Genomic DNA, 25,333 nt, shown 5'->3' with positions numbered 1-25,333 from the left:
ATGGTTCCGCCGTGGAGAAACGCTTGCATTGACGGGAGTTCTGAGCCGCATCGATCAATTTTTCAAATCTCGCAGGAATCACGATTGACTCTGATTTGGAACGGTGATTAGAACGTTCCAATAAATTTACTCAGAACCGTGGAGGACGGAACGAGGATGGCCAGCCGGGCCAAGGCGACGATCCTGGACATTGCCCGCGAGGCCGGCGTGTCCAAATCGACGGTGTCGCTCGTGCTGCAGGGCAGCGGGCTGATCCGGCCTGAAACCGCGACCAAGGTGCGCAAGGCGATCGAGGATGTCGGCTATGTCTACAACCGCGGCGCCGCCAATCTGCGCAAGGCCCATTCCAACGTCATCGGCATGGTGATCAACGATCTCACCAATCCCTTCTTCGCCGAGCTTGCGGTCGGCATGGAGCGCGTCTTCCAGGCGGCCGGCGTCGTCCCCTTTATCGCCAACACGGCGGAGAATCCGGTGCGACAGGAAGAGGTGCTGAAGTCGATGATGGAGCAGGGCGTCGCCGGCCTGATCGTCTCGCCGGCGCGCGGCACGACGCCTGGGGCTTTCCGGCGCATCGAAGCGGCGGGCGTGCCCGTGGTGTTCGCCATGCGCAGGCTGCCCGAAAGCCGCATCCCGGCGATCGCGCCCGACAATCGTCGCGGCGCCTGCCTTGCCACCGAGCACCTGATCCGCAAGGGCCATCGCCGCCTCGCCTTCTTCGGCGGCTCGTCCGACCTCGTCGTCTATCAGGAGCGTCTGGGCGGGTTCCTCGAAGCCTGCGAGGCGTTCACCATTCCGGTTTCCGATCGGACGATCGTCGAGGGCGAGACCAGCCGCAAGGGCGGCATGGCCTGCCTGGAGACGGCGCTGGCCATGCCCGATCCGCCGACGGCGGCCCTTTGCTTCAACGACGCGGTTGCCTTCGGTGTCATTCTGGCGCTGCGCAAGCACGGCCTCGAGGCGGGAGCGGACTTCGCCGTCGTCGGCTTCGACGACGTCGCCGAGGCCGAGCATTACAGCCCGGCGCTGACCAGCGTTGCCGTCGATACCGCGGGGCTCGGCGAGCGCGCCGCCCATGTCGTGCTGAAGATGATCCAGTCGCGCACCACGCGCGCCGAGGACCATATCGGCGCCGTCAGCCTCGTCGTGCGGGAAAGCAGCGGTCCGGACCGCACCAGCCAGGTGGGAGACGCGGCATGAGCGTGCGATGGGGATTGATCGGCGCCAGCACGATCGCCAAGCAGTTCATGATCAACGCCATCCGCGCGCAGGCCGATGGCGAGGTCGCGGTTGTGATGAGTTCGAACGCGGAGCGCGCGGAGACCTATGCCCGCGAGAACGGCATTCCTGCCGCTGTCTCGACTGTCGACGCTCTGCTCAACTCGGACATCGACGCCGTTTACATCTCCACCACCAACGAGTTGCATCTCGAACAGGGCATGGCCGCGATCAAGGCCGGCAAGCATGTGCTGTGCGAGAAACCTCTGGCGCTGACCAGCGCCGATGCGCGCAAGATGGTCGCGGCGGCCAAAGAAGCCGGCATCGTCTTCGGCACCAATCACCATCTGCGCAATGCCGGCGCGCACCGGGCGATGCGCGAGGCGATCGCCGCCGGCCGCATCGGCAAGCCGGTCGCGGCGCGCGTCTTCCACTCGGTCTTTCTGCCGGAAAACCTGCAAGGCTGGCGTATCACCAGGCCAGAGGCCGGCGGCGGCGTGGTGCTCGACATCACCGTGCACGATGCCGACACGCTGCGCTTCGTGCTCGGCGACGATCCGGTCGAGGTTTCGGCCTTCACGCAATCGGCCGGCATGGCTGGAAGCGGGCTGGAGGACGGCGCCATGTGCATCTGGCGCTTCAAGTCCGGCGTCATCGCCCAATCGCACGAAGGTTTCACGACAAAATATGCCGGCACTGGCTTCGAGGTGCACGGGACGGAAGGCTCGCTCATCGCCGCCAATGTGATGACGCAGAAGCCGATCGGCTCGGTGCTGCTGCGCACGGCCAAGGGCGAAGAAGAACTGAGCTTCGACCGCGAGGACCTCTACACGCGCTCGGTCCGCCAGTTCCACGCCGCGATCCGCGGCGAAGGCCAGCCTGCCGCCACCGGCGAGGACGGCATCTGGTCGCTGGCTTCGGCCGAGGCCGCGCTGCAATCGTCGAAGACCGGCAAGGCCGTGACCATCGACCCCCAACTTGGGAGCCTCGATTGAGCAAGCTCGTCTCGGCGGCTTATGCCGCCAGCCTGATCAAGGACGGCATGACCGTCTCGGTGTCGTCGTCGAGCGGCCTTGGCTGCCCCGACGCCGTGCTTGCCGCGATCGGCGAGCGCTTCGACGCGGAAGGCCACCCGAAGAATATCACGACGCTGCACCCGATCGCCGCCGGCGACATGTATGGAATCAAGGGCATCGACCATCTCGCAAAGCCCGGCCTGTTGAAGCGGACTCTGTGCGGCTCCTACCCGTCCGGCCCCTCCTCCGCCGAGCCACCGCAGATCTGGAAGATGATCGGCGACAATTCGGTCGCCGCCTACAATGTGCCGTCGGGCATCCTGTTCGATATGCATCGCGAAGCCGCCGCCAAGCGGCCCGGCGTGCTGACCAAGGTCGGCCTCGACACCTTCGCCGACCCGCGCCATCAGGGCTGCGCCATGAACGGGGCGGCCAGCGAGCCGATCGTTTCGGTTGAGCAGTTCGACGGCGAGGAATGGCTCTATTTCCGCGCGATCGTGCCCAACATCTCGATCATCCGCGCCACCTCCGCCGACGAGCGCGGCAACCTCACCTACGAGCATGAAGGCGCCTATCTCGGCGGGCTGGAGCAGGCGCTGGCTGCCCGCAACAATGGCGGCATTGTCATTGCGCAGGTGAAGCGCGTCGTCGAGAACGGCACGCTGAAGCCGCATGACGTGCGCGTTCCCGGCGTGCTGGTCGACCATATCGTGGTTGCGCCCGACCAGTTGCAGACGACGCAGACGCTTTACGACCCGGCGATCTCGGGCGAAATCTTCCGGCCGCTGTCGAGTTTCCGCACGCCGGAGATGAACATCCAGAAGGTCATCGCGCGCCGCGTCGCCATGGAATTGCGCGACGGCATGGCCGTCAACATCGGCTTCGGCATCTCCGCCAACGTGCCGCGCATCCTCTTGGAGGAAGGCCAGCACGGCAAGGTCACCTGGGTGATCGAGCAGGGCGCGGTCGGCGGCGTGCCGCTGCTCGACTTCAAGTTCGGCTGCGCGTCCAACGCCGAGGCAATCATGCCCTCGCCGCACCAGTTCATCTATTTCCAGGCCGGCGGCTTCGACGCCTCGCTACTCTCATTCCTGCAGATCGACCGCCATGGCTCGGTCAACGTCTCGAAGCTTTCGGCCCGCCCGCATGTCACGGCCGGCGCCGGCGGCTTCGTCGACATCACGTCGCGGGCGAAGAAGATCGTCTTCTCCGGCTTCTTCAATGCCGGCGCCAAGCTTTCGCTGGCCAACGGGGGCATCCGCATCGACCAGGAAGGCAAGGTCAAGAAGATCGTCGAGGAGGTCGAGCACATCTCCTTCTCGGGAAAACGCGCGGTCGCTCAAGGGCAGGACATCACCTATGTCACCGAGCGCTGCGTCATGAAGCTGACGCCGGACGGTTTGATGGTCACGGAACTGGCTCCGGGTGTGGACCTCGAACGCGATGTGCTGGCGCAGGCCGAGATCCCGCTTGGCGTCGCCAATGACCTCAAGGTCACGCCGGCGGCGCTCTATCAGGACCGGCCGGTCGGCCTGTCGCTGAACGGCGGTGCCTCGGTCGGAGGCGCGCATGGCTGAGCTTGTCACCTTCGAGCAGGATGGCGCCATCGGCATCGTCACGCTGCGCCGTCCGGAAAAATTCAACGCGCTCGACATCCCGATGCTGCGTGCGCTGGAAGCGGCACTCGACGAGGCCGAACTGGCCGAGGGCGTCCGCGTCGTGCTCATCCGTGGTGAAGGCAAGGGCTTTTGCGCCGGCGGCGACGTCGAAGCCTGGGGCGCGATGAGCGCCGCCGATTTCCAGGTGCAATGGGTGCGCTATGGCCACCGCGTCTTCGACCGGCTGGCGCGGCTGCGGCAACCGACCATTGCGGTTCTGTCCGGCCATGCGCTGGGCGGCGGGCTGGAACTGGCCGCGGCCTGCGATTTCCGCGTCGCTGAGGCGCAGATAAAACTCGGCTTCCCGGAAACCTCGATCGGCGTCGTTCCCGGATGGTCGGGCACGCAGCGCGCCGTGCGCCGTTTCGGCGCACAGGTCGTGCGTCGGATGGCGATTGGCGGCGAGGTTTTCATGGCGGCCGACGCGCTCGCGCACGGCATCGTCGACCGGCTGGTCGAAACCGGCAAGGCTTTCGACGAGGCCAGAACCTGGGCCGAAAAGATCGCCGAGCGCGGCCCGCTGGCGATCGAAGCCGCCAAGCTGATGATCGGCGTTGCCGAGGGCGAGGAAGACGCAGCCGCGACCGAGGCGCTGGCCAGCGGCTTCATTGCGCTGACAAGTGACCTCAAAGCCGGCGTCGGCGCCTTCAAGGCCAAGCAGAAGCCGGCCTTTTCGAGATCCTAGAGAAGACATGATGAACGCACCGCTCAACATTGCCATGCCGAAAGAGGCGTCCCAGGCGCCGAAGGCCTACAAGCTTCTGATCGACGGCAAGCATGTCGAAGCCCGTGACGGCCGCAGCATCGAGCGCGCCAGCCCCGGCCACGGTTTTATCGTCTCGCGCTACGCGCAGGCAGGCGCAGCGGAGGTCGAGGCGGCGGTCCAGGCCGCGCACAAGGCGTTCGAGACCGGCCCCTGGCCGCGCATGAAAGCGTCGGAACGCGCCGCCGTTCTGCTCAAGGCTGCCGACCTTATTGAAAGCAGCCTGGAACAGATCGCCCGACTCGATGCGCTGGAATCCGGCAAGCCGATCGCCCAGGCGCGCGGCGAGATCGGCGGCGCGATCGACATCTGGCGCTATGCCGCTTCGCTCGCCCGCACGCTGCATGGCGAGAGCTATGCCAATCTCGGCGACGATATGTTGGGCGTAGTGCTGCGCGAACCGATCGGCGTCGTCTCGATCATCACGCCGTGGAACTTCCCCTTCCTGATCATCAGCCAAAAGCTGCCCTTCGCGCTCGCCGCCGGCTGCACGGCGGTGGTGAAGCCGAGCGAGATGACGTCGGCCTCGACTTTCGTGCTCGGCGACATCCTGCTCGAAGCCGGTCTGCCGGCCGGCGTCGTCAACATCCTCGCCGGCTACGGCGCCGATGTCGGCGCGCCGATGGTCAGCCATCCGCTGGTCGAGATGGTCTCCTTCACCGGCTCGACCCGCGTCGGCAAGATGACCATGGCCGCTGCCTCGAACTCCTTGAAGAAGGTTTCGATGGAGCTCGGCGGCAAGAACGGCCAGATCGTCTTCCCCGATGCCGATCTCGAAGCGGCGGCCGATGCCGCGGTGTTCGGCGGCTTCTTCAACGCCGGCGAGTGCTGCAATGCCGGCAGCCGCCTGATCGTGCATGCGGCGATCGCCGACGACTTTCTCGGCGCCGTCAAGGCGCTGGCCGAGCAGGTGAAAGTCGGCGATCCGCTCGACGGCCGCACCAAGGTCGGCGCCATGATCTCGGCCGACCATATGGAAAAGGTAGCCGGCTATGTAACGGCGGCGCAAACCGGCGGCGGCAGCGTTTTCAGCGGCGGCACTCGGCTTCAATCCAACGCCGGCCAATATCTCGATCCGACCATCGTCCGTAACGTCACGGAAGATATGGTGATCGCGCGCGAGGAAGTGTTCGGTCCGGTGCTGTCCGTGCTCACTTTTGAAACGATTGAAAAGGCATTGCACATTGCCAACAACACGCCCTATGGTTTGTCCGCAGGGGTGTGGAGCGCCAGCATCGACACATGCATGTCGGTGGCGCGCGGTGTGCGTTCGGGGACGGTCTGGGTGAACACGTTCATGGAAGGTTACCCAGAGCTGCCTTTCGGGGGTTACAAGCAGTCCGGTCTGGGACGCGAACTCGGCAAACGAGCTGTCGAGGATTATACCGAGGAAAAGACCATCCAGTTTCATCGCGGCCAGCGCACCGGTTGGTGGGTCGGCTGAGTTGGGAGACCCCGGCGGACACCCGCCGGTTATGTGAATGCAACAAGGGAGGTAGTACATGTTGCGCAAACTGCTTATCGGAACGGCTCTTGCGACGAGCTTTGCGTTCTCGGCGCATGCCGCGGACGTCAAGGAAGTGCAGATGCTGCATTGGTGGACGTCGGGCGGCGAAGCGGCTGCCCTGAACGTGCTGAAGCAGGATCTGGCCAAGGAAGGCTATGCCTGGAAGGACGTGCCGGTGGCCGGCGGCGGCGGCGACGCCGCCATGACCGCGCTGAAGGCGATGGTCGCGGCCGGCAACTATCCGACCGCCTCGCAGATGCTCGGCTACACCGTGCTCGACTATGCCGCCGCCGGCGTCATGGGCGACCTGACCGAGACCGCCAAGAAAGAAGGCTGGGACAAGTCGGTTCCGGCCGCCCTGCAGAAGTTCTCCGTCTATGACGGCAAGTGGGTTGCCGCACCGGTCAACGTCCACTCCGTCAACTGGCTATGGATCAACAAGGCGGTGATGGACAAGATCGGCGGCACCGAGCCGAAAACCTTCGACGACTTCGTGGCTCTGCTCGACAAGGCCAAGGCTGCCGGCGTCATCCCGCTCGCGCTGGGCGGCCAGAACTGGCAGGAAGCCACCATGTTCGACTCCGTCGTGCTGTCGACCGGCGGGCCGGAGTTCTACAAGAAGGCGATGAACGACCTCGATGAGGACTCGCTCAAGTCCGACACGATGAAGAAGTCGTTCGACAACCTCGCCAAGCTCGTCAAATATGTCGACCCAAACTTCTCGGGCCGCGACTGGAACCTCGCCACCGCCATGGTCATCAAGGGCGACGCGCTGGTTCAGGTGATGGGCGACTGGGCCAAGGGCGAGTTCCACGCCGCCAACAAGACCCCGGGCACCGACTTCCTCTGCTACCGCTTCCCGGGCACCGACGGCTCGGTGATCTACAACTCCGACATGTTCGGCATGTTCAACGTCCCGGAGGATCGCAAGGCCGCCCAGGTCGCGCTGGCCACCGCCACTTTGTCGAAGAGCTTCCAGTCGGCCTTCAACGTGGTGAAGGGTTCGGTCCCGGCCCGCACCGACGTGCCGGACACCGATTTCGACGCTTGCGGCAAGAAGGGCATCGCCGACCTGAAGAAGGCCAATGAAGGCGGCACGCTGTTCGGCTCGCTGGCGCAGGGCTATGGCGCTCCGCCGGCCGTCGCCAACGCCTACAAGGACGTCGTGTCGAAATTCGTCCATGGTCAGATCAAGAGCTCCGACGAGGCCGTGACCGAGCTGGTCAAGGCGATCGACGACGCGAAGTAAGCTTCGCTTGAACTCAGGTCTCCCCCGCTTCGGCGGGGGAGGTCTTCCTGTCGACGAAAGGTGTGGGACAACCCTGGTGCGTTTTCGCGCCGGGCGGTTTCCGACCAACCGGAACTGGACAAGCCGATGAGCACAGTTGCCGAAACCCAGATCAAGCTGACACCGGAGCACGACGCCCGTCCCGGCGCGTCGGTCCGTTCGCGGCTGCAGGATCTGTTGCCGAAGATCGTTCTGGCGCCGAGCTTCGCGGCGACGATCGTCTTCGTCTACGGCTTCATCCTGTGGACGATCTATCTGTCCTTCACCAATTCCAAGACCTTCCCGTCCTATGCCATCACTGGCCCCCGCGCCTATCAGCGGCTGTGGCGATGGACCTTCGAGAGCGACCCGCCGTCGAGCTGGTACACCTCGATCACCAATATGGGCATTTTCGGCTTCCTCTATATCCTCATCTGCCTGGCGCTCGGCCTGTTCCTGGCCATCCTGCTCGACCAGAAGATCCGCGGCGAAGGCGTCCTGCGCCCGATCTATCTCTACCCGATGGCGCTCTCCTTCATCGTCACCGGCGTCGCCTGGAAATGGTTCCTCGACCCCGGCCTCGGGCTGGAGCAGACGCTGCATCAATGGGGCTGGACGAGCTTCCACTTCGACTGGATCAAGAACAAGGATTTCGTCATCTACACGGTCGTCATCGCCGGCGTCTGGCAGGCTTCCGGCTTCATCATGGCGATGTTCCTGGCCGGCCTGCGCGGCATCGACGGCGAGATCATGAAGGCGGCGCAGATCGACGGCGCTTCCACCTTCCAGCTTTACCGCCGCATCGTCATTCCGCTGCTGCGGCCGGTGTTCCTCTCGGCCTTCATCGTGCTCGCGCATCTGGCCATCAAGTCCTATGACCTGGTCGTGGCGCTGACCAGCGGCGGCCCCGGCGGCTCGGCCTGGCTGCCGTCGAACTTCATGTATGAGTTCACTTTCAAGCGCAACGAGATGGCCGTCGGCTCGGCCAGCGCCGTGATCATGCTGATGACCATCACGGCCATCATTGTTCCGTATCTCTATTCCGAGCTCAGGGAGAAGTCGCGATGAGCGCCGTCACTTCACCCGCCCGCCAGGCTTCGAGCGGCATGAGCGCCAGGACGATCAACCGCATCGTCATCTACGGCTTGCTCGCGCTTTTCGCGATCTCCTACCTGATGCCGCTGTTCGTCATGCTGGTCACCTCGTTCAAAACCATGGACGAGATCCAGAACGGCAACATGCTGGCGCTGCCGCATGCGCCGACTTTCGCACCATGGATAAAGGCGTGGAGCGAAGTTTGCTCGGGTCTGACCTGCGTCGGCATGAAGGGCTATTTCTGGAACTCTATCAAGATGGTCGTGCCGGCGGTGCTGATCTCGACGCTGCTTGGCGCGCTTAACGGCTACGTGTTGACCAAATGGCGCTTCCGTGGCCACACGCTGGTCTTCGCGATGATGCTGTTCGCCTGCTTCATCCCGTTCCAGTCGGTGCTGTTGCCGATGGCGACCATTCTCGGCAGCCTCGGACGCTTCGGCGTCACCTTGCAGAACGCCACCGGCTTCAATTTTGGCCTTGGCAATTCGACCGTCAATCTCGTCTTCGTTCACGTGGTCTACGGCCTTGGCTTCACCACGCTTTTCTTCCGCAACTATTACGAAGCCTTCCCGACCGAGTTGATCAAGGCGGCGCAGGTCGACGGAGCATCCTTCTTCCAGATCTTCCGCCGCATCATGCTGCCCAATTCGCTGCCGATCATCGTTGTGACGGTGATCTACCAGTTCACCAACATCTGGAACGACTTCCTGTTCGCCTCCGCCTATGCCGGCTCCGGCGACGTGATGCCGATGACGGTGGCGCTGAACAATGTCGTCAACACCTCGACCGGCGTCGTCGAGTACAATGTCAACATGGCCGCGGCGATGATCGCCGCGCTCCCCACCCTGATCGTCTACGTCGTCGCCGGCCGCTATTTCGTGCGCGGGCTGATGGCCGGCGCGGTCAAGGGCTGACCCCATTCGGAAGGAACGACCATGGCTTTTCTGGAAATTGATGGGCTGAAGAAGCGCTTCGGGAGCGTCGAGATCCTGAAGGGCATCAATGTCGAGCTCGAAAAGGGCGGCTTCCTGGTGCTGGTCGGTCCGTCCGGCTGCGGCAAGTCCACGCTGCTCAACACCATCGCCGGCCTGGAGCAGATCACCGAGGGCGAGATCCGCGTCGATGGCCGCGCCATCAACGATCTGCACCCTTCGAAGCGCGACATCGCCATGGTGTTCCAGAGCTACGCGCTCTACCCCAACATGACGGTTGCCGGAAACATCGCCTTCGGGATGGAGATGCGCGGCGTGCCGGCCGCCGAGCGCCAGGCGGCGATCGACAAGGTCGCCAAGATCCTGCAGATCGGCCACCTGCTCAACCGCAAGCCCAGCCAGCTTTCCGGCGGCCAGCGCCAGCGCGTCGCCATGGGCCGGGCGCTGGTGCGCGACCCGAAGCTCTTCCTGTTCGACGAGCCGCTCTCCAACCTCGACGCCAAGCTGCGTGTCGACATGCGCATCGAGATCAAGCGCCTGCATGCCACGACCGGCACGACGATCGTCTATGTCACGCACGACCAGATCGAGGCGATGACCTTGGCGACCAAGATCGCGGTGATGCGCGACGGCGAAGTGCAGCAATTCGGCACGCCGGCCGAGATCTACAACAACCCGACCAACATCTTCGTCGCCGACTTCATGGGCTCGCCGGCGATGAACCTGATCCCGGCCAAGATCGACGGCAATGGCGCCGGCCTTTCGGTGGTGCTGGGCCGCGAGTCGCGCCAGCCGATCGTGCTGCCGATGCCCGGCGCGCCCGCCGGTCTGTCGGCCTTCAAGGACAAGCAGGTCATCTTCGGTGTCCGTCCCGAAGCGCTGACCGATCCGGAAGGCGCCGAACGCAACGGGTCCGCCATCGCTACCGCCGACTGCCACATCGAGGTGGTTGAGCCGGCCGGCTCCGACACCTTCGCGGTCACCAATCTCGGCGGCAAGGGCGTGGTGGCGCGGCTGCGAGCCGATGCCAGGATCCAGCCCGGCACCAGCACGCCCTTGGCCTTCAACCTCAGCAAGGCGGTGTTCTTCGACCCGGCGACCGAGAAGCGCATCCTCTAATGCATGTCGCCCAAAGGTGGGTCCGGTTTTGGGGCAACGACATGCATCAAAACAAAGAACCATGACAAACCCGGATATCGTCATCATCGGCTCCGGCATCGGCGGCGCCACGATCGCCTCCGGCTTGGCCGGCAGCGGCGCCTCGATCCTGATCCTGGAGCGCGGCGAGCCGCTGCCCGCGACGCCACACGCGCGCTCGACGCGATCGATCTTCCTCGACGAGTATTATCGTCCGAAGGAGATGTGGCGCGAGGCTGGCGGGGCCGCCTTCAACCCCGGCAATTACTACTATGTCGGCGGCAATTCGAAATTCTTCGGCGCAGTGCTGATCCGCTACCGCAAGGAGGATTTCTCCGAGCTCGAGCATTTCGGCGGCGTGTCGCCGGCCTGGCCGTTTTGCTATGACGAATTCGAGCCTTGGTACTCGAAGGCCGAGCAGCTCTTTCGCGTGCGCGGCACGCTGGGCGAGGACCCGACCGAGCCGCTCCATTCGATCCCCTATCCCTTCAAGCCGGTGCCGGACGAGCCGGCGATTGCCCGCGCCCGCGCCGAGTTGAAGAGCCTCGGTCTACACCCCGCTTCGCTGCCGCTCGGCGTCGACATCGAGACCTGGCTGAAGGACGGCAAGACCGGCTGGGACGCGTTCCCCAACACCGGCCAGGGCAAGATCGACGCGCAGACCGGGCCCCTGACGGAAGCGCTGAAGGACCCGAGCATTCGACTGGAAACCGGCGCCCATGTCGACTGGCTCGAAACCGCGCCGGACGGCAAGACGATCGCCGCCATCCACTACACGCAAGATGGCGCGCAAAAGACGCTGTCGCCGAAGCTGGTCATCCTCTCGGCGGGCGCGATCAACTCGGCCGCCATCCTGCTGCGCTCACCCTCGGCGAAAGGCAAAGGCCTCGCCAACAGCTCCGACCAGGTCGGGCGCAATTTCATGAACCACAATTCGAGCGCCATGCTGGCGATCGATCCGCGTCGCCGCAACGACAGCGTCTACCAGAAGACGCTGATGCTCAACGATTACTATCTGTCGGACGGCAAGGGCGGCAAGCCGCTTGGCAATGTGCAGCTGCTCGGCAAGATCGACGGCAACATGCTCAAGGCCAATGTGAAGACGATGCCGAAATTCGTGCTCGACTTCATGGCCGGCCACGCCGTCGACTGGTACCTGATGTGCGAGGACCTGCCCGACCCCGAAAGCCGCATCATGGTCGACGGCAAGGAGATCGTCATGCAGTGGCGGCGCTCGAACATGCAGTCGCTCGAAGGCCTGACCAAGGTCATGCGCGAGAACCTGCGCGCCTGCGGCTATCCGATCGTGCTGTCGCGCCCCTTCGACAAGCGCACGCCCTCGCACCAATGCGGCACGGTGAAGATGGGCAACGACCCGGCCACCTCCCCGCTCGACACCTTCTGCCGCGCTTGGGATCACCGGAACCTGTTCGTCGTCGACGGCGGCTTCCTGCCGACCTCGGCCGCGGTCAATCCGGCGCTGTCGATCGCGGCGCAGGCGCTGCGGGTTGCTGACTATCTCCGCAAGACGGAGCTTTCCTCATGATCCGTCGGCGCCGCCCCTCATCCGCCTGCCGGCACCTTCTCCCCGTGAACGGGGAGAAGAACGCTGGCCGCGCCGCCGACACCCATTCTGCCACGCTGGCGATTGGCGGAGGAGCGGACGACAGCGTCCTTCTCCCCGTCTCTATACGGGGAGAAGTGCCCGGCAGGGCGATGAGGGGCAGCACTGACCTCCCCAGGGTCAGTCTCCCATGACCCGCCCGGCAGCCATCGTCACGGGCGGCGCGCGCGGCATAGGGCTGGCCTGCGCCGAGGCATTGGCGGATGCTGGCTTCGACATTCTGGTGGCCGATCTTGCCGAGAGACCTGCCGACGGCCTTGCCGACACGATCATGGGGCGGGGCGCGAAATTCACTTACGCACATTGCGACATCGCCGATCTCGCGGGCCACGCCGCGCTCGTTGAAGCGGCCATGGACGTCTTCGGTCGCATCGATTGCCTGGTCAACAATGCCGGCATCGGCGCTGTTGTGCGCGGCGACCTGCTGGAGCTGAAGCCCGAGAATTTCGACCGCGCCTTGAACATCAATTTGCGCGGGACGGTGTTCCTCAGCCAGGCCGTCGCCAAGGCTATGCTGGCGACACCCGCAACCGCTGCCAGATCGATCATCACCATCACTTCGGTCAGCGCCAACATGGCTTCGCCGGAACGAGCCGACTACTGCATTTCCAAAGCCGGCCTTTCAATGTGGGTGAAGAATCTGGCTCTGCGGCTCGCGCCCGAGAACATCGGCGTGTTCGAGGTACGGCCGGGCATCATCCGCACCGATATGACCGCGGGCGTCTCCGCCAAATATGACGCGCTGATCGAGGACGGCCTGGTGCCGGCAAGACGCTGGGGCGAAGCCGCCGACATCGGCGCCGTGGTGGCCGCGCTAGCCTCCGGCAAATTCGGCTTTTCGACCGGATCGGTCATCGATGTCGACGGCGCGCTCTCGGTGCCACGCTTGTGAGGAACAATGGCTGACTACATCATTGTTGGCGCCGGCCCGGCCGGCTGCGTTCTCGCCAACCGGCTGAGCGAGGATCCGGGCAATTCCGTCCTGCTTCTGGAAGCCGGCGGCAAGGACTGGCATCCGCTGATCCACATGCCGGCGGGCTTCGCCAAGATGACCAAGGGCATCGCCTCCTGGGGCTGGTCGACCGTGCCGCAGAAGAACATGAAGGATCGTGTCTTCTGGTACACGCAGGCCAAGGTGGTCGGCGGCGGCTCGTCGATCAACGCCCAGATCTACACGCGCGGCAACGCCCGCGACTACGACGCCTGGGAGAAGGAAGAGGGGCTCGCCGGCTGGGGCTATCGCGACGTGCTGCCCTATTTCAAGCGCGCCGAGAACAACCAACGCTTCGCCAACGATTTTCATGGTGACCAGGGTCCGCTCGGCGTCTCCAATCCGATCTCGCCGCTGCCGATCTGCGAGGCCTATTTCCGCGCCGGCCAGGAAATGGGCATACCCTTCAACCCGGACTTCAATGGCGCTGCCCAAGAAGGCGTCGGCTACTACCAGCTGACCCAAAAGAATGCGCGGCGCTCGTCCGCCTCCGTCGCCTATCTGAAGCCGATCGGCGCCCGCAAGAACCTGACGGTGCGGACGGACGTTCTCGTCACCCGCGTCGTCATCGAGAAAGGCCGCGCTATCGGGGTCGAGGTCGTCGACAGGCCAGGTGGCGAAAAGACCATCCTGCGCGCCGAACGCGAGGTAATCGTCTCGTCGGGCGCGGTCGGCTCGCCCAAGCTCCTGATGCAGTCGGGCATCGGCCCCGCCGATCATCTGAAGTCGGTGGGCGTGATGCCGGTGCATGACCTGCCCGGCGTCGGCTCCAACATGCAGGATCATCTCGACCTGTTCGTGATCGCCGAATGCACCGGCGACCACACCTACGACAACTACGCCAAGCTGCACCGCACCCTATGGGCCGGGCTGCAGTACCTCTTGCTCAAGAAGGGTCCGGTCGCCTCGAGCCTGTTTGAGACCGGCGGCTTCTGGTACGCCGACCCGACGGCCGCCTCGCCCGACATCCAGTTCCATCTCGGCCTCGGCTCTGGCATCGAGGCCGGCGTCGAGAAGCTGAGGAACCCGGGCGTGACGCTGAACTCCGCCTTCCTGCGTCCCCGCTCGCGCGGCACGGTGCGGCTGAAGAGCGCCGACCCGGCCGACCACCCGCTGATCGATCCGAACTACTGGTCCGACCCGTATGACCGCGACATGTCGATCAAGGGCCTCAGGCTGGCGCGCGAGATCATGCGGCAGAAGGCGCTACAGACCTATGTGTTGCGCGAGGTGCTTCCGGGTTCGAACCTGCAGAGCGACGCAGACCTTTTCGATTATGCCTGCCGCACCTCCAAGACCGATCATCATCCTGTCGGCACCTGCCGCATGGGCCATGACGCGATGGCGGTCGTGACGCCCGATCTCAGGCTGCGCGGCATCGAGGGCTTGCGCGTCTGCGACGCCTCGGTGATGCCGCGAGTCCCCTCTTCCAACACCAATGCGCCGACCATCATGGTCGGCGAAAAGGGTGCCGACCTCATCCTAGGCCGCGAGCCGTTGCCGCCGGCCGTGTTCAATGGCAATCAGGCGGCTTGAGGAGAAAACAGTGATCCGCCATTGCGTCTTTGTCCGCTTCCGCGAGGATATTCCCACGGCCGAGCGCGCGGCGATCCATGCCGATCTCGAAGCGCTGCGCGCCGTCATCGACGGCATGGGCAAGGTGCATTTCAGCGCCAATGTCAGCCCGGAGCCGTTCGCGCGCGGCTTCACGCATGGCTTCACCATCGACTTCCGCGATGCCGCCGCCCGTGACGCCTATCTTGTGCACGAGGCGCATCAGCGCGCCGGCGCGCGCCTTGTCGCGGCCCTGCAAGGCGGCACCGAGGGGTTGATGGTCATCGATCTCGAGGTGACGCAAATGTGACCGCTCGCCGGCTTAAAACCGGCAGCTGTCCCGTTCTCTTTTGACCGCCGTGGAACATATCGCTCCTTTTGGGGACACAAAAGGAGCACCGCCTTGAACCTCACCAGCGAGCAGAAGAAAACCGTAGTCGCGTCCTTTCTGGGCTGGACGCTCGACGCATTTGATTTCTTCCTTCTGACTTTCCTGCTCACCGATATTGCCGCTGAATTCCAGACTGACGTCCCGGCCGTCTCCAAGGCGCTGTTCTTGACCTTGGCCACGCGCTTCATCGGTGCGTTCTTCTTCGGCATGCTTGCCGACAAATACGGCCGCAAGCCAATCCTGATGCTGAATATCGTCAGCTATTCAGTGATCGGCGCCTTGGCAGCGTTCTCGCCCAATCTCGGCATATTCCTTGCGCTGCGCGCCCTGTTCGGCATCGCGATGGGCGGCGAATGGGGCCTGGGCAGCTCGCTTGCCATGGAGTCCATCCCACCTGGCGCGCGAGGCATGGTCTCGGGTATCCTGCAATGCGGCTATCCGGCTGGCTATTTGCTGGCCGCCGTTGCTTACGGGCTGCTCTACGGGCAAAGGATCGGCGACTTCAACATCGGCTGGCGCGCCATGTTCCTCTTGAGCTTCGTGCCGGCGCTGATCGTGCTGTTCATCCGTTCTCATGTGCCGGAATCGCCTGCTTTCGTCGAAGGCCGTTCGCAGGCGCGGCCCGGTCTTCTCGAAACGCTGCGGAAGCACTGGGGCATCGCCCTCTATGCCGTGGTGCTGATGACGTTCTTCAACTTCTTCAGCCATGGTACGCAGGACCTCTACCCGACCTTCCTGAAGAAGCAGCACGGTTTCGACCCGCACACGGTGAGTTGGATCACCATCGTCGCCAATATCGGCGCCATTGTCGGCGGCTTGGCCTTCGGCGCGCTGTCGGAGAAGATCGGCCGCATCAACGCCATCACGCTGGCCTGCGTGATCGCCCTGCCAGCGATCCCGCTCTGGGCCTATACGACCACGCCTTTCATGCTGGCGATCGGCGCCTTCATCATGCAGGTGGCCGTGCAAGGCGCCTGGGGCGTCATCCCCGTGCATCTCAACGAATTGTCGCCGGGCTCCGTGCGGGCGACCCTGCCGGGTTTCATCTATCAGGCCGGCAATCTGGCTGCTTCCTATGGCGGCCCATACCAGGCCGGCATCGCCGAAGCGCCGGGAGGCAGCTACGGTTATGCGCTGGCGCTGTTTGCCGGCGTGGTTGCGGTCTGCATCATCGTCGTCATCCGCTTCAGCCCCGAGAAGCGCGGCCAGGTGATGACCGTGTTCGGGTGAATGGCAGTCAACCCATTCTCAGCGCGACGACACCGGCGACGATGCCGAGCGCGGCCGTGGCGCGCCAGGCCGTCATCTTCTCGCCCAGCGCCAGCACCGAGATCAGCATGGCGAACAGGATCGAGGTTTCGCGCAGCGACGCGACAGAGGCGATGGGCGCCTTGGTCATCGCCCACATGACGATCCAGTAGGCCGCGCCGCTGAGCACGCCGGTGAACAGTCCGGCTTTCCAGTCGCGAGCCAGCACCGGAAGCGATTGCGGTCCGCGAAAGGCAATGCACAGCACCAGCGCCCACGTCGCATCGCAGACGAACAGCCAGGCGGCATAGCTCGTCGCGGTCGCCGCCAGCCGCGCGCCGCTGCCGTCGGAAAGCGTGTAGCTGGCGATGAAGATCGACGTGCCGAGCGCGAAGCCGACGGCGCGCAGATTGAGCTTCTCCAGATGCGCGCCGCCGCGAAACGACATGACCAGCGTGCCGATCGACAACAGCACGATGCCGAGGATGGCAAGCGGCGCAGGCACCTCCCCGACCAGCACGATGCCGCCCAGCGCCGAAAGCAGCGGCGCGGTGCCGCGCGCCAGCGGATAGGTCTGGGCGAAATCGCCGGCTTTGTAGGCGCCGATCAGGAATGTCCGGTAGCCCATGTGGAAGAAAACCGAGGCGAGGATGAACGGCCAGACCTCGGCCTTCGGCACCTCGACGAAGGGCAGCACCACGAGCGCCGCGGCGCCCATGCCGAGCGTCATCAGCGTGATCGACAGGAAGCGGTCGAGATGCACCTTGACCAGCGCGTTCCAGATCGCGTGCATGGCCGCCGCCGAGAGCACAGCCAGGAAGACGAACAGCGTCATGCCCGCCTCACCTGCCCGCCAAACTTGAGCCGATGCCCGGCGTTTCCAGGTCGATATCGACCCTCAGCGGAAAATGGTCGGAAGCCACTTCGCCGATATCGGCGCTGACCGAACGCACGCGCCCGGCCAGCATGCCCCGACGAAGCAATGGTCGAGCCGGCGTTTTGCGAACCTGCCGTCGATGATCTTTTCATGCGTGTGGAAATCCGGCCCAGGCTCGCTGGCGACGGCGGCGGCATCGACGAACCCGTCGATATAAGCAGCGCTGGGATGGTAGGGCGTATTGCCGACGATGCGCCGGTATTCGGCGCTGCCCGGCTCCATGTTGAAATCGCCAAGCCAGATCGCCGCCTGAGGGTTTTCGGGTTCCGCCTGGCCGTTCGACCAGTTGCGCTGTGGCTCGTCGTCGGCGCCGCTCCACGGGCCGCCATCGGATGGCGCGCGACGATGCTCGGCCAGCAGATAGTCGATCTGCTCCAGCCGCTCCTCGGCCGCAATATGCGCCAGATGGAGGGAAAGCACCCGCACCGGTCCGGCCGGCGTGCGGATCATGCATTCCAGCGCCGCGTTGCGGGTGTTGAGCGGTCTCAGCGTTCGGCGCATCGGCAGCGCATGCAGCCGCGACCAGACGATCGGCAGCTTCGACAGCACCATCGTGCCGAACTGCCGCCGGCGGTTGACGACGCGACCGTCGCGCTTGTCGCTGGCGTCCATGTCGAAGGCGGGGCCGTAGGCCCAGTAATAGCCGGGCAACAGCCTGGACAGGATCTCGGGCTGGTCGTCCTCATTGGTGCGCAGCCAATGCCGCTCGACCTCCTGCAGCGCGATGATATCGGCGCCGTCCACAAGCCTGGCGGCGCGGGAAAGATCATAGCGCCCGTCGCTGCCGTAGCCGTACTGGATGTTGTAGCTGATCAGCTTCATTGATTAAGCGGCTCACTTCTGAGGATCGCAGTAGCGTGCCACCTGTGGCGTTGCAATGTGCCGCGTAGGCAGGCGAATGATCCAGCCGACGGTCTGCGAGCCGCTCTAATTGGTCGTCAGCGGCTGGTAGCTTCCCGCAGGTGACGCCGCCAGTTCCGACCAGTCGATCTCTTCTTCCAGCCGGTGATAGGCCTCGTCCCCGATCGTGCCGTTGCGGCGCAATTCCTCCAGCGTGTCGCGCTGCCGGTTGATCGCATAAAGGCGCAGCCGGTCGTATTCGGTCGCCGCCTCAGCATTTTCCGGATTCTCCGCGATCTGACGCTGCGCTTCATATTGCTCGCGCACCACGGCAGCCGCGGCCGACGTCTTGCGGCTCAGCACGTCGAGCGCGGCCTGCATAATGGCGACGCGTGCCTGGGCGACTTCCCGGTCTATCGTCGTGTCGCGATCGAAGTTGAGCCAGCGCAGCAGCGGTTTCAGGGTGATGCCTTGCAGCACCAGCGTGCCGAGAACGACCGCGAAGGCGGCCAGCACGATCGGGTCGCGGCCGGGAAAACCGGCCGGCAGGGCAATGGCTGCAACCAACGTCACCAGCCCGCGCATGCCACACCAGCCGACAAGCACGGCGCCGCGAAACGTCGGCGCATCCCGCTTTCGGTATTCGCTTTTGAAGCGGGACCGCCGCATGATCGCGACGTAACCCTGCACCCAGACGATGCGCGCCACGATGACGACGGCCAGCACCGTCGCGGCGAACAGAAAGGCTTCGCCTTGCCCGCCGCCGGAGAGCCGACCCACGATCGACCGCGCCTGCAAGCCCATCAGCACGAAGGCCAGCACGTTGAGCACGAACACCGCCGATTCCCAGACCGAATAGGTGCTGACGCGGCGCCTCGCCGAAATGTGGCGAGGCGCGGTGCGCGCGATGGTGATGGCATAGACGACGATGGTGATGATGGCCGAGAGGCCGAGCTTGTCGGCAATGATCCAGACCGCGAAGGTTCCGGCGAACTGCACCACGGTGCTGCTTGCCGCATCCTCGATACGCGTCAGCGCGAGCAGCGACACTCGGCCGAACACATAGCCGGCGACGACGCTGCCGACCGTTGCAAGCAGTATGACGGGCACCGCGTCCTTGAGCATGACCGAGCCGATGGCCGCCGAGACCGATATCCGGTAGATCAGCAGCGCGGTGGCATCGTTGAGCAGGCTCTCGCCTTGAAGGATGGCTGTGATGCGGTGCGGCACCTTGAACTGGCCGAGCACGGCGCTTGCCGCGACCGCGTCGGGTGGGGCGACGATGGCGCCGAGCGCGATCGCCGCTGCGACCGGCAGCCCAGCCATCTTCCAGCCGACGAAGGCAACCACCACCGTGGTGAAGACGACGGCGCCGAGCGCCAAAAGCAGCAGCGACAGCCGATAGCGCTTCAGGTCGCGCAGCGAGGTGTCATAGGCGGCGTCGAGCAGCACCGGCGCGATGAACAGCGCCAGCGCCAGTTCCGGATCGATCTCGATCGTTGGTGCGCCCGGCACGAAGGCCAGCGCAACGCCTGCAAGCGCCAGCAGCGACGGATAGGGAACCTCGAGCCGGCGCGACAGCGCCGTCAGCGCGACGGCGATCAGAAGCAGGACAAGGGTGAGCTCAAACAGGGCCATGGTTCATCGTAGCGATGGAACCAGGCGTTTGGCACTGCAAAAATGAATGGTGAATAGTAAATGGTGAATGGTCATCATCGGAAGATTTCGAGCACGTAAAGTGCCGATCGCCATTCACCATTTACTATTCACCATTCACTCTTCCCTAATGCAGGACCAGCATATCGCCGGATGAAAACGAGATATCCGCCTTGTCGCCGACGACCGGCGGCGGCGTCGTGGAATTGTTGAAGGTGTCGAGCGACACCGTGTTGCCGCCGATGCCGACGCGCACGCGGATGACCGAGCCGAGGAAGTGCACTTCGGCGATCTCCCCGACAGGCTGGCGTCATGGCCGGGCTGCCGGCCCAGCGAGATTGCTTCCGGCCGCAGCGCGAGCGACAGCGTGTCACCGGACTTGGAGCCGTTGAGCTTGCCTTTGAGCGAGACTTCCTGGCTGTTGACCTGCACCTTGCCCGAGGCGGCGTCCGTGACCTTGCCCTCCAGCACGTTGAGCGTGCCGACGAAATTGGCGACGAACTTGGTTGCCGGCCGGTTGTAGATCTCGAACGGCGTGCCGACCTGTTCGGCCCTGCCGCCATACATCACCGCGATGCGGTCTGAGATCGACAGCGCCTCTTCCTGGTCATGTGTGACGAAGATGGTGGTGATGCCGAGCTTCTTCTGGATCGAACGGATTTCCTCGCGCAGCGACACACGCACCTTGGCGTCGAGCGCCGACAGCGGCTCGTCGAGCAGCAGCAACTTCGGCTTCGGCGCGATGGCGCGGGCCAATGCGATGCGCTGCTGCTGGCCGCCTGAAAGCTGGTAGGGATAGCGGTCGGCCATCTGCGGCAGCTTGATCATGTCGAGCATCTCGGCGACGCGCTTGTCTGCGTCCGGCTTCGACATGCCGGCCACCTTCAGGCCGAAGGCGATGTTCTGCGCCACCGTCAGGTTCGGGAACAACGCATAGGCCTGGAACACCATGCCGACATTGCGCTGATTGGGCTTCAGCCTTGTGATGTCCTTGCCGCCGACGACGATCTTGCCAGCCGAGGGCTCCTCGAAGCCGGCGACCATGCGCAGCACCGTCGTCTTGCCGCAGCCGGACGGCCCGAGGAAGGAAACGAATTCGCCGGGTTCGACGTCGAGGCTGAAATCCTGCACCACGGTGTTGGCGCCGTAGGACTTTCGCACATGCTGGATGGACAGGAATGGCTCGGCCATGGCTTTTCTCTCAGCTCAATTCGGTCGGTTCGCCGATTTCGGCGCGAAACGGGACAGGATCTGGATCAGCGACATGCAGCCCCAGGTGATGGCGAAGGCGATGATGGCAAGTGCCGCCGGCTCGTAGGCGCGGTTGGCGCCGATGTTCTGCAGATACGGCCCGAACGCCGGCCGGTTGAGCAGGCTGGCCATCGTGAACTCGCCGATAACGATCGCGAAGGTCAGGAAGGCGCCCGACAGCACCGCGATCAGCACATTGGGCAGAATAACCCGTGTGATGATCGTGGTCCAGCCGGCGCCGAGGATCTGCGCCGCTTCGGTCAGCGTCCTGACATCGATGGTGCGCAGGCCCGTATCGACGGCGCGGTACATGTAAGGCAGCGCCAGCGTCGCATAGCCGATCACCAGCAGGGCGCTGGCGCCCAGATCGCTGGACAAGAATGGCAGCGGCGAGTTCGAGCCGTACATCCTGATGTAGCCGAAGACGATGACGATGGCCGGGATAACCAGCGGCAACAGCGTGATGAACTCCACGATCGGCCTGAGCTGCGGCAGGCGCAGCCGGATCCAGTAGGCCGCCGGCACCACGATCAGCACGCCGAGTATGATCGTGCAGATCGCCGCCACCACCGAATACAGGAAGGTCGCCTGAAAGCGTGGATCGCCGAGCACGACCTGATAGGCGTCGAAGGAATGGACACCGCGCCGCATGCGCATCGAAAACTCGAATGTCGCCAGCAGCGGAATGAAGAAATAGGCGGTGCCGATTGCGAAGACGACCCAGGCCCAGAACTTGCCCGACTTCATTTCAGCCACCTCTCGGAGCGGGTCCGGAACCAGATGTAGAAGACGTTCGCCAGCCCGGTGATGACGATCATGCCGAAGGCGATCGCATAGCCGAGTTGCGGGTTGTGCAGCACATCGCCATTGATCTGCGAGTAGAGCTTGATCGGAACGATGTTGAGCTGCGGGCCGGAGAAGGCATAAGCGGTCGCGATGGCGCCGAAGGCGTTGGCGAACAGAAGGATAACGGTGCCAAGGAAGCTCGGAAACAGCACCGGGATCACCACCATGCGCCAGTACTGCCACTGCGTGGCGCCAAGCGTTGCAGCGGCTTCGTTCCATTCCTTCTTCAAACCGTCGATCGCCGGCACGATGATCACGATCATCAGCGGGATCTGGAAGAACAGATAGACCACGATCAGGCCCCACGTGGTCAGGAAATTGAAGCCCATCGCATAGATGTTCAGATTGAATATGTCGCGCAGCAGCACGGTTACGATGCCGACGCGGCCCAGTGTCGCGATGAAGGCGAAGGCCAGCGGCAAGCCGGCAAAATTCGAGGCGACGCCCGAGAAGGTCAGGGTCGCGGAACGGACCCAGCTGGGCAATCCGCCGCGCACGATGGCGATGGCGATGGCCAGCCCGGCGAACGCGCCGATGATGGCCGACCAGAAGCTGATCTTGATTGATACCCAGTAGGAGTTGCTGATCGACGGATCGCTCACCAGTTGCAGGATGTTGTCGAGGGTGAATTGACCGTCGCCTGTCTGGAACGCGCCGATCACGAGATAGATCGTCGGCAGGATCAGGAACATCAGGACGAAGACGAAGAAGGGTGCGACACCCACCCACTGCATCGGAAAGCGAAAGGCGGTCGCCGCGGCTGGCGGTAGCGGTTTGCTGGCAATCGACTGATTTGAAAGCGAGAGATCGGTCATGCGCCCGGCACCGTCTTCGAGAGAACGCCGGGCGGCCGCTTGGCCGCCCGGTGCATTTCAAGTCTTACTTCACGTTGGCGCCGACGGTGGCGTCCCAGTTCTTGCTGATGACTTCCTTGGCCTTGGCCTGCTCATCGAGCGTCGGGAACACGGCCGCGGCATAGGACTCGGCCGGCGGCAGCTTGGCCAACACATCCGCCGGGATCTTGCCGTTCTTGGCGAGATCGTTGAAGCGGATAGGATGGCAGTAGCCCTTCAGCCAGCCGATCTGGCCTTCGTCGGAGTAGAGATACTCCAGCCACAGCTTGGCGGCGTTCGGATGCGGCGCAAAGGCGCTGATCGCCTGCACGTAGACGCCGGCGACGACGCCAGTCTTCGGCACGATGACGTCGACGGGCGGGTTGCCCTTCAGCGTGTCGCGGCCGGCAAGCGCGTTGTAGTCCCAGGTGATCAGGATGGGCGTCTGGCCCTGGGCCAGCGTCGCGGACTTACCGACGACCGGAACGAAATTGCCGGCGGCGTTGAGCTTCTTGAAGAAGTCGAGACCGGCGGTGCCGGCGGCTTCGCCAGCGGCCGCACCCGTCGAGAGGCCGGCGGCATAGACGCCCTGGATCGCTTGGTTCGAAGCACGCGGATCACCGGCGAGCGCGACCGTGTTGGCGAATTCCGCCTTCTGCAGGTCGGCCCAATCGGCTGGCGATTCCTTGACCAGATCCTTGTTCACCTCGAAGGAAAGCACGCCGTAGTAGTCGCCAGTCCAGGCGCCATCGGCGTCCTTGGCGCTATCCGGGATCGAGTCCCAGGTCGATACCTTGTAGGGCATCAGAAGGCCGTCTTTCTTGGCGGTCGGACCGAAGGACAGGCCGACGTCGATGACGTCAGGCGCCTGCGGGCCTTTATTGTCTTTGTTGGCCTTGATCGCCTCGACCTCGTCGCCCGAGCCGGCGTCCGGGTTGAGTTCGTTGATGGTGATTTCCGGATACTTAGCCTTGAAAGCGTCGATCACTGCCCCATAGCCGCACCAGTCATGCGGAAGCGCGATGACAGTGAGCTGGCCTTCCGCCTTCGCGGCCTTGACGAGATCGTCCAGCGAATCCGCGGACGAAATCATCGTCGACGCAAAGAGCGCCGCGGCCGAGAGGGAAAGCACTTTCCCCGTGAACTTGAACATGTGTTCTCTCCGTTGAACTGGCGCGGTTAAGCGCCTGCGATGCGGGTATCGTTTTCGTGTGACAGCCAGATGAAGGCTTTTTGAAACCGGAGCCCCACAGCGAAAAAAGTTAACTCTTTTTAACGGACTGTAGCAATTAGCCCGCGCTTAATTTTCCGGCTAATGGTTAGCTGCCTTGATTTTGCCCCTCCTCCCTTTCCTCGAGTGTTCCCTTATTCAAATCCTCGGCATCGAGGCCGGCTCTCAGACGGAGCCGGCGATGGCGTTTTCGAGCAGCGTCAGCGCTGCTTTCTTGGTGAGCTTCACGGGGTTGCCGCCGGCGGTCGGATCGACCACCGCCATGTCGGCGATCAGGGTCTTGCGCTTCTTATCCATGTCGAGCCCCTTGATCAGGCCGGGGAGCGCGTGCGGCACCTTGAGCTCCTTGCGCAGCTTGATGATGGCCTTGGCGAAGCCGTCGAAGCCGCCCTTGATGCCGCAATAGGCGGCGAGCCGCGCGATGCGCTCCTCGATCGCCTCGCGGTTGAAGGCCAGCACATAGGGCATGAACACCGCATTGGTCATGCCGTGATGGGTGTCGTAGAGCGCGCCGATCGGATGTGACAGCGAATGGATGGCCCCCAACCCCTTCTGGAAAGCGGTGGCGCCCATGGCCGCCGCGCTCATCATATGGGCGCGCGCGACCAGATCCTTGCCGTTGGCGAAGGCCTTCGGCAGGTTCTCGAACACCAGTCGGATGCCTTCCACGGCGATGCCGTCTGCCATCGGATGATAGCCCGGCGCGCAATAGGCCTCCAGGCAGTGCGCCAGCGCGTCCATGCCGGTGCCGGCGGTGATGAAGGGCGGCATGCCGACCGACAGTTCCGGATCGGCAATGACGATCGCCGGCAGAAGCTTCGGATGGAAGATGACCTTCTTGGTGTGGGTCTCCTCATTGGTGATGACGCCGGCGCGGCCGACCTCGGATCCCGTGCCCGCCGTGGTCGGCACCGCGATGATCGGCGCAATCACGTCCGAATTGGCCCGGGTCCACCAGTCGCCGACATCCTCGAAATCCCAAACGGGCCGTGTCTGCCCGGCCTGGAAGGCGATGAGCTTGCCGAGGTCGAGCGCGGAGCCGCCGCCGAAGGCGATGACGCCGTCATGCTTGCCCTTCTTGAACACCGCGATGCCGGCGGTGAGATTGGACTCGACCGGGTTGGGCCTCACCTCCGAGAAGACGCCGTACGGGATCTTGGCATCGTCGAGGATCTTCAGCGTCGAGGCGACGACGGGCAGCTTCGCAAGGCCCGGATCGGTGACGAAGAGCGGCCGCTTGATGCCCGTCGCATTGAGCACATCAGGCAATTCCTTGATGCGCCCGGCGCCGAAACGGACGGTGGTGGGGTAGTTCCATTTGGAGATCAGCTTGGACAT

At 64.1% G+C, this 25,333-nt stretch carries 20 protein-coding genes and 2 pseudogenes; 14 read left to right on the top strand and 8 right to left on the bottom strand.

The window, feature by feature from the left end:
* Positions 1-156 precede the first annotated feature (156 nt).
* The 14 genes from EJ069_RS00195 (at position 157) to EJ069_RS00125 (ending at position 16,383) form a co-directional block, all read left to right on the top strand.
* Complete coding sequence (locus EJ069_RS00195) at positions 157-1,200, top strand: LacI family DNA-binding transcriptional regulator (protein ID WP_126059546.1); 1,044 nt, start codon at positions 157-159, stop codon at positions 1,198-1,200.
* Positions 1,197-2,213: a Gfo/Idh/MocA family oxidoreductase gene (locus EJ069_RS00190; RefSeq protein ID WP_126059545.1), complete on the top strand. Its 1,017-nt coding sequence runs from the start codon at positions 1,197-1,199 to the stop codon at positions 2,211-2,213. Before EJ069_RS00195 ends, EJ069_RS00190 begins: the two co-directional genes overlap by 4 nt.
* Entirely contained in the window at positions 2,210-3,811 is a 1,602-nt protein-coding gene (locus tag EJ069_RS00185; protein WP_126059544.1) for an acyl CoA:acetate/3-ketoacid CoA transferase, read from the top strand. The genes EJ069_RS00190 and EJ069_RS00185 overlap by 4 nt, the downstream gene beginning before the upstream one ends.
* The gene (locus tag EJ069_RS00180; protein ID WP_126059543.1) at positions 3,804-4,577 is read left to right on the top strand and encodes an enoyl-CoA hydratase/isomerase family protein; all 774 of its coding nucleotides are present in this window, start codon (positions 3,804-3,806) and stop codon (positions 4,575-4,577) included. Before EJ069_RS00185 ends, EJ069_RS00180 begins: the two co-directional genes overlap by 8 nt.
* Before the next feature lie 10 nt (positions 4,578-4,587).
* Positions 4,588-6,099, top strand: coding sequence for an aldehyde dehydrogenase family protein (locus EJ069_RS00175; protein ID WP_126064590.1), 1,512 nt, complete (start codon positions 4,588-4,590; stop codon positions 6,097-6,099).
* A 58-nt stretch (positions 6,100-6,157) separates the two neighbouring features.
* Positions 6,158-7,411: an ABC transporter substrate-binding protein gene (locus tag EJ069_RS00170; RefSeq protein ID WP_126059542.1), complete on the top strand. Its 1,254-nt coding sequence runs from the start codon at positions 6,158-6,160 to the stop codon at positions 7,409-7,411.
* 126 nt (positions 7,412-7,537) lie between these two features.
* Positions 7,538-8,497, top strand: a complete 960-nt coding sequence (locus tag EJ069_RS00165; RefSeq protein WP_126059541.1) for a sugar ABC transporter permease — start codon at positions 7,538-7,540, stop codon at positions 8,495-8,497.
* The gene (locus EJ069_RS00160) at positions 8,494-9,438 is read left to right on the top strand and encodes a carbohydrate ABC transporter permease (protein ID WP_126059540.1); all 945 of its coding nucleotides are present in this window, start codon (positions 8,494-8,496) and stop codon (positions 9,436-9,438) included. Before EJ069_RS00165 ends, EJ069_RS00160 begins: the two co-directional genes overlap by 4 nt.
* A 21-nt stretch (positions 9,439-9,459) precedes the next feature.
* Positions 9,460-10,575: an ABC transporter ATP-binding protein gene (locus EJ069_RS00155; RefSeq protein WP_126059539.1), complete on the top strand. Its 1,116-nt coding sequence runs from the start codon at positions 9,460-9,462 to the stop codon at positions 10,573-10,575.
* 61 nt (positions 10,576-10,636) lie between these two features.
* On the top strand, positions 10,637-12,139 hold the full coding sequence (locus tag EJ069_RS00150; protein WP_126059538.1) for a GMC family oxidoreductase: 1,503 nt from the start codon (positions 10,637-10,639) through the stop codon (positions 12,137-12,139).
* 208 nt (positions 12,140-12,347) lie between these two features.
* Positions 12,348-13,109, top strand: coding sequence for a 3-ketoacyl-ACP reductase (locus tag EJ069_RS00140; RefSeq protein WP_126059537.1), 762 nt, complete (start codon positions 12,348-12,350; stop codon positions 13,107-13,109).
* Between the two features lie 6 nt (positions 13,110-13,115).
* Complete coding sequence (locus tag EJ069_RS00135; protein WP_126059536.1) at positions 13,116-14,744, top strand: GMC family oxidoreductase N-terminal domain-containing protein; 1,629 nt, start codon at positions 13,116-13,118, stop codon at positions 14,742-14,744.
* Positions 14,745-14,754: 10 nt separating this feature from the next.
* Positions 14,755-15,072 (top strand): Dabb family protein, encoded by a 318-nt coding sequence (locus EJ069_RS00130; RefSeq protein WP_126059535.1) that lies wholly within the window; start codon positions 14,755-14,757, stop codon positions 15,070-15,072.
* Positions 15,073-15,165: 93 nt separating this feature from the next.
* Positions 15,166-16,383 carry an MFS transporter gene (locus tag EJ069_RS00125; protein ID WP_126059534.1) on the top strand — a complete coding sequence of 406 codons (1,218 nt, stop codon included), beginning with the start codon at positions 15,166-15,168 and terminating at the stop codon, positions 16,381-16,383.
* 7 nt (positions 16,384-16,390) lie between these two features.
* Here EJ069_RS00125 and EJ069_RS00120 read toward each other — a convergent pair whose 3' ends face one another.
* The 8 genes and pseudogenes from EJ069_RS00120 to EJ069_RS00085 all read right to left on the bottom strand — a co-directional run bounded on the left by EJ069_RS00120 (position 16,391) and on the right by EJ069_RS00085 (position 25,333).
* Positions 16,391-17,236, bottom strand: a complete 846-nt coding sequence (locus EJ069_RS00120) for an EamA family transporter (RefSeq protein ID WP_126059533.1) — start codon at positions 17,234-17,236, stop codon at positions 16,391-16,393.
* A gap of 7 nt (positions 17,237-17,243) precedes the next feature.
* A pseudogene (locus EJ069_RS00115) lies at positions 17,244-18,160 on the bottom strand (endonuclease/exonuclease/phosphatase family protein).
* A 105-nt stretch (positions 18,161-18,265) separates the two neighbouring features.
* Complete coding sequence (locus EJ069_RS00110) at positions 18,266-19,816, bottom strand: sodium:proton antiporter (RefSeq protein WP_126059532.1); 1,551 nt, start codon at positions 19,814-19,816, stop codon at positions 18,266-18,268.
* Positions 19,817-19,961: 145 nt separating this feature from the next.
* Positions 19,962-21,025 (bottom strand): annotated as a pseudogene (locus tag EJ069_RS00105) (ABC transporter ATP-binding protein).
* Positions 21,026-21,040: 15 nt separating this feature from the next.
* A complete protein-coding gene (locus EJ069_RS00100) occupies positions 21,041-21,832 on the bottom strand; it encodes an ABC transporter permease (protein ID WP_126059531.1) in 792 nt (263 codons plus the stop codon).
* Positions 21,829-22,746: an ABC transporter permease subunit gene (locus tag EJ069_RS00095; protein WP_126059530.1), complete on the bottom strand. Its 918-nt coding sequence runs from the start codon at positions 22,744-22,746 to the stop codon at positions 21,829-21,831. The genes EJ069_RS00100 and EJ069_RS00095 overlap by 4 nt, the downstream gene beginning before the upstream one ends.
* Positions 22,747-22,810: 64 nt before the next feature.
* Entirely contained in the window at positions 22,811-23,917 is a 1,107-nt protein-coding gene (locus EJ069_RS00090) for an ABC transporter substrate-binding protein (protein ID WP_126059529.1), read from the bottom strand.
* 243 nt (positions 23,918-24,160) lie between these two features.
* Positions 24,161-25,333: an iron-containing alcohol dehydrogenase gene (locus EJ069_RS00085; protein ID WP_126059528.1), complete on the bottom strand. Its 1,173-nt coding sequence runs from the start codon at positions 25,331-25,333 to the stop codon at positions 24,161-24,163.

Origin of the sequence: Mesorhizobium sp. M2A.F.Ca.ET.043.05.1.1, assembly GCF_003952445.1 — a bacterium.
Taxonomy (GTDB): domain Bacteria; phylum Pseudomonadota; class Alphaproteobacteria; order Rhizobiales; family Rhizobiaceae; genus Mesorhizobium.
Note: the sequence above shows the minus strand (reverse complement) of the source record. Positions and strands in the feature narration are given on the sequence as shown.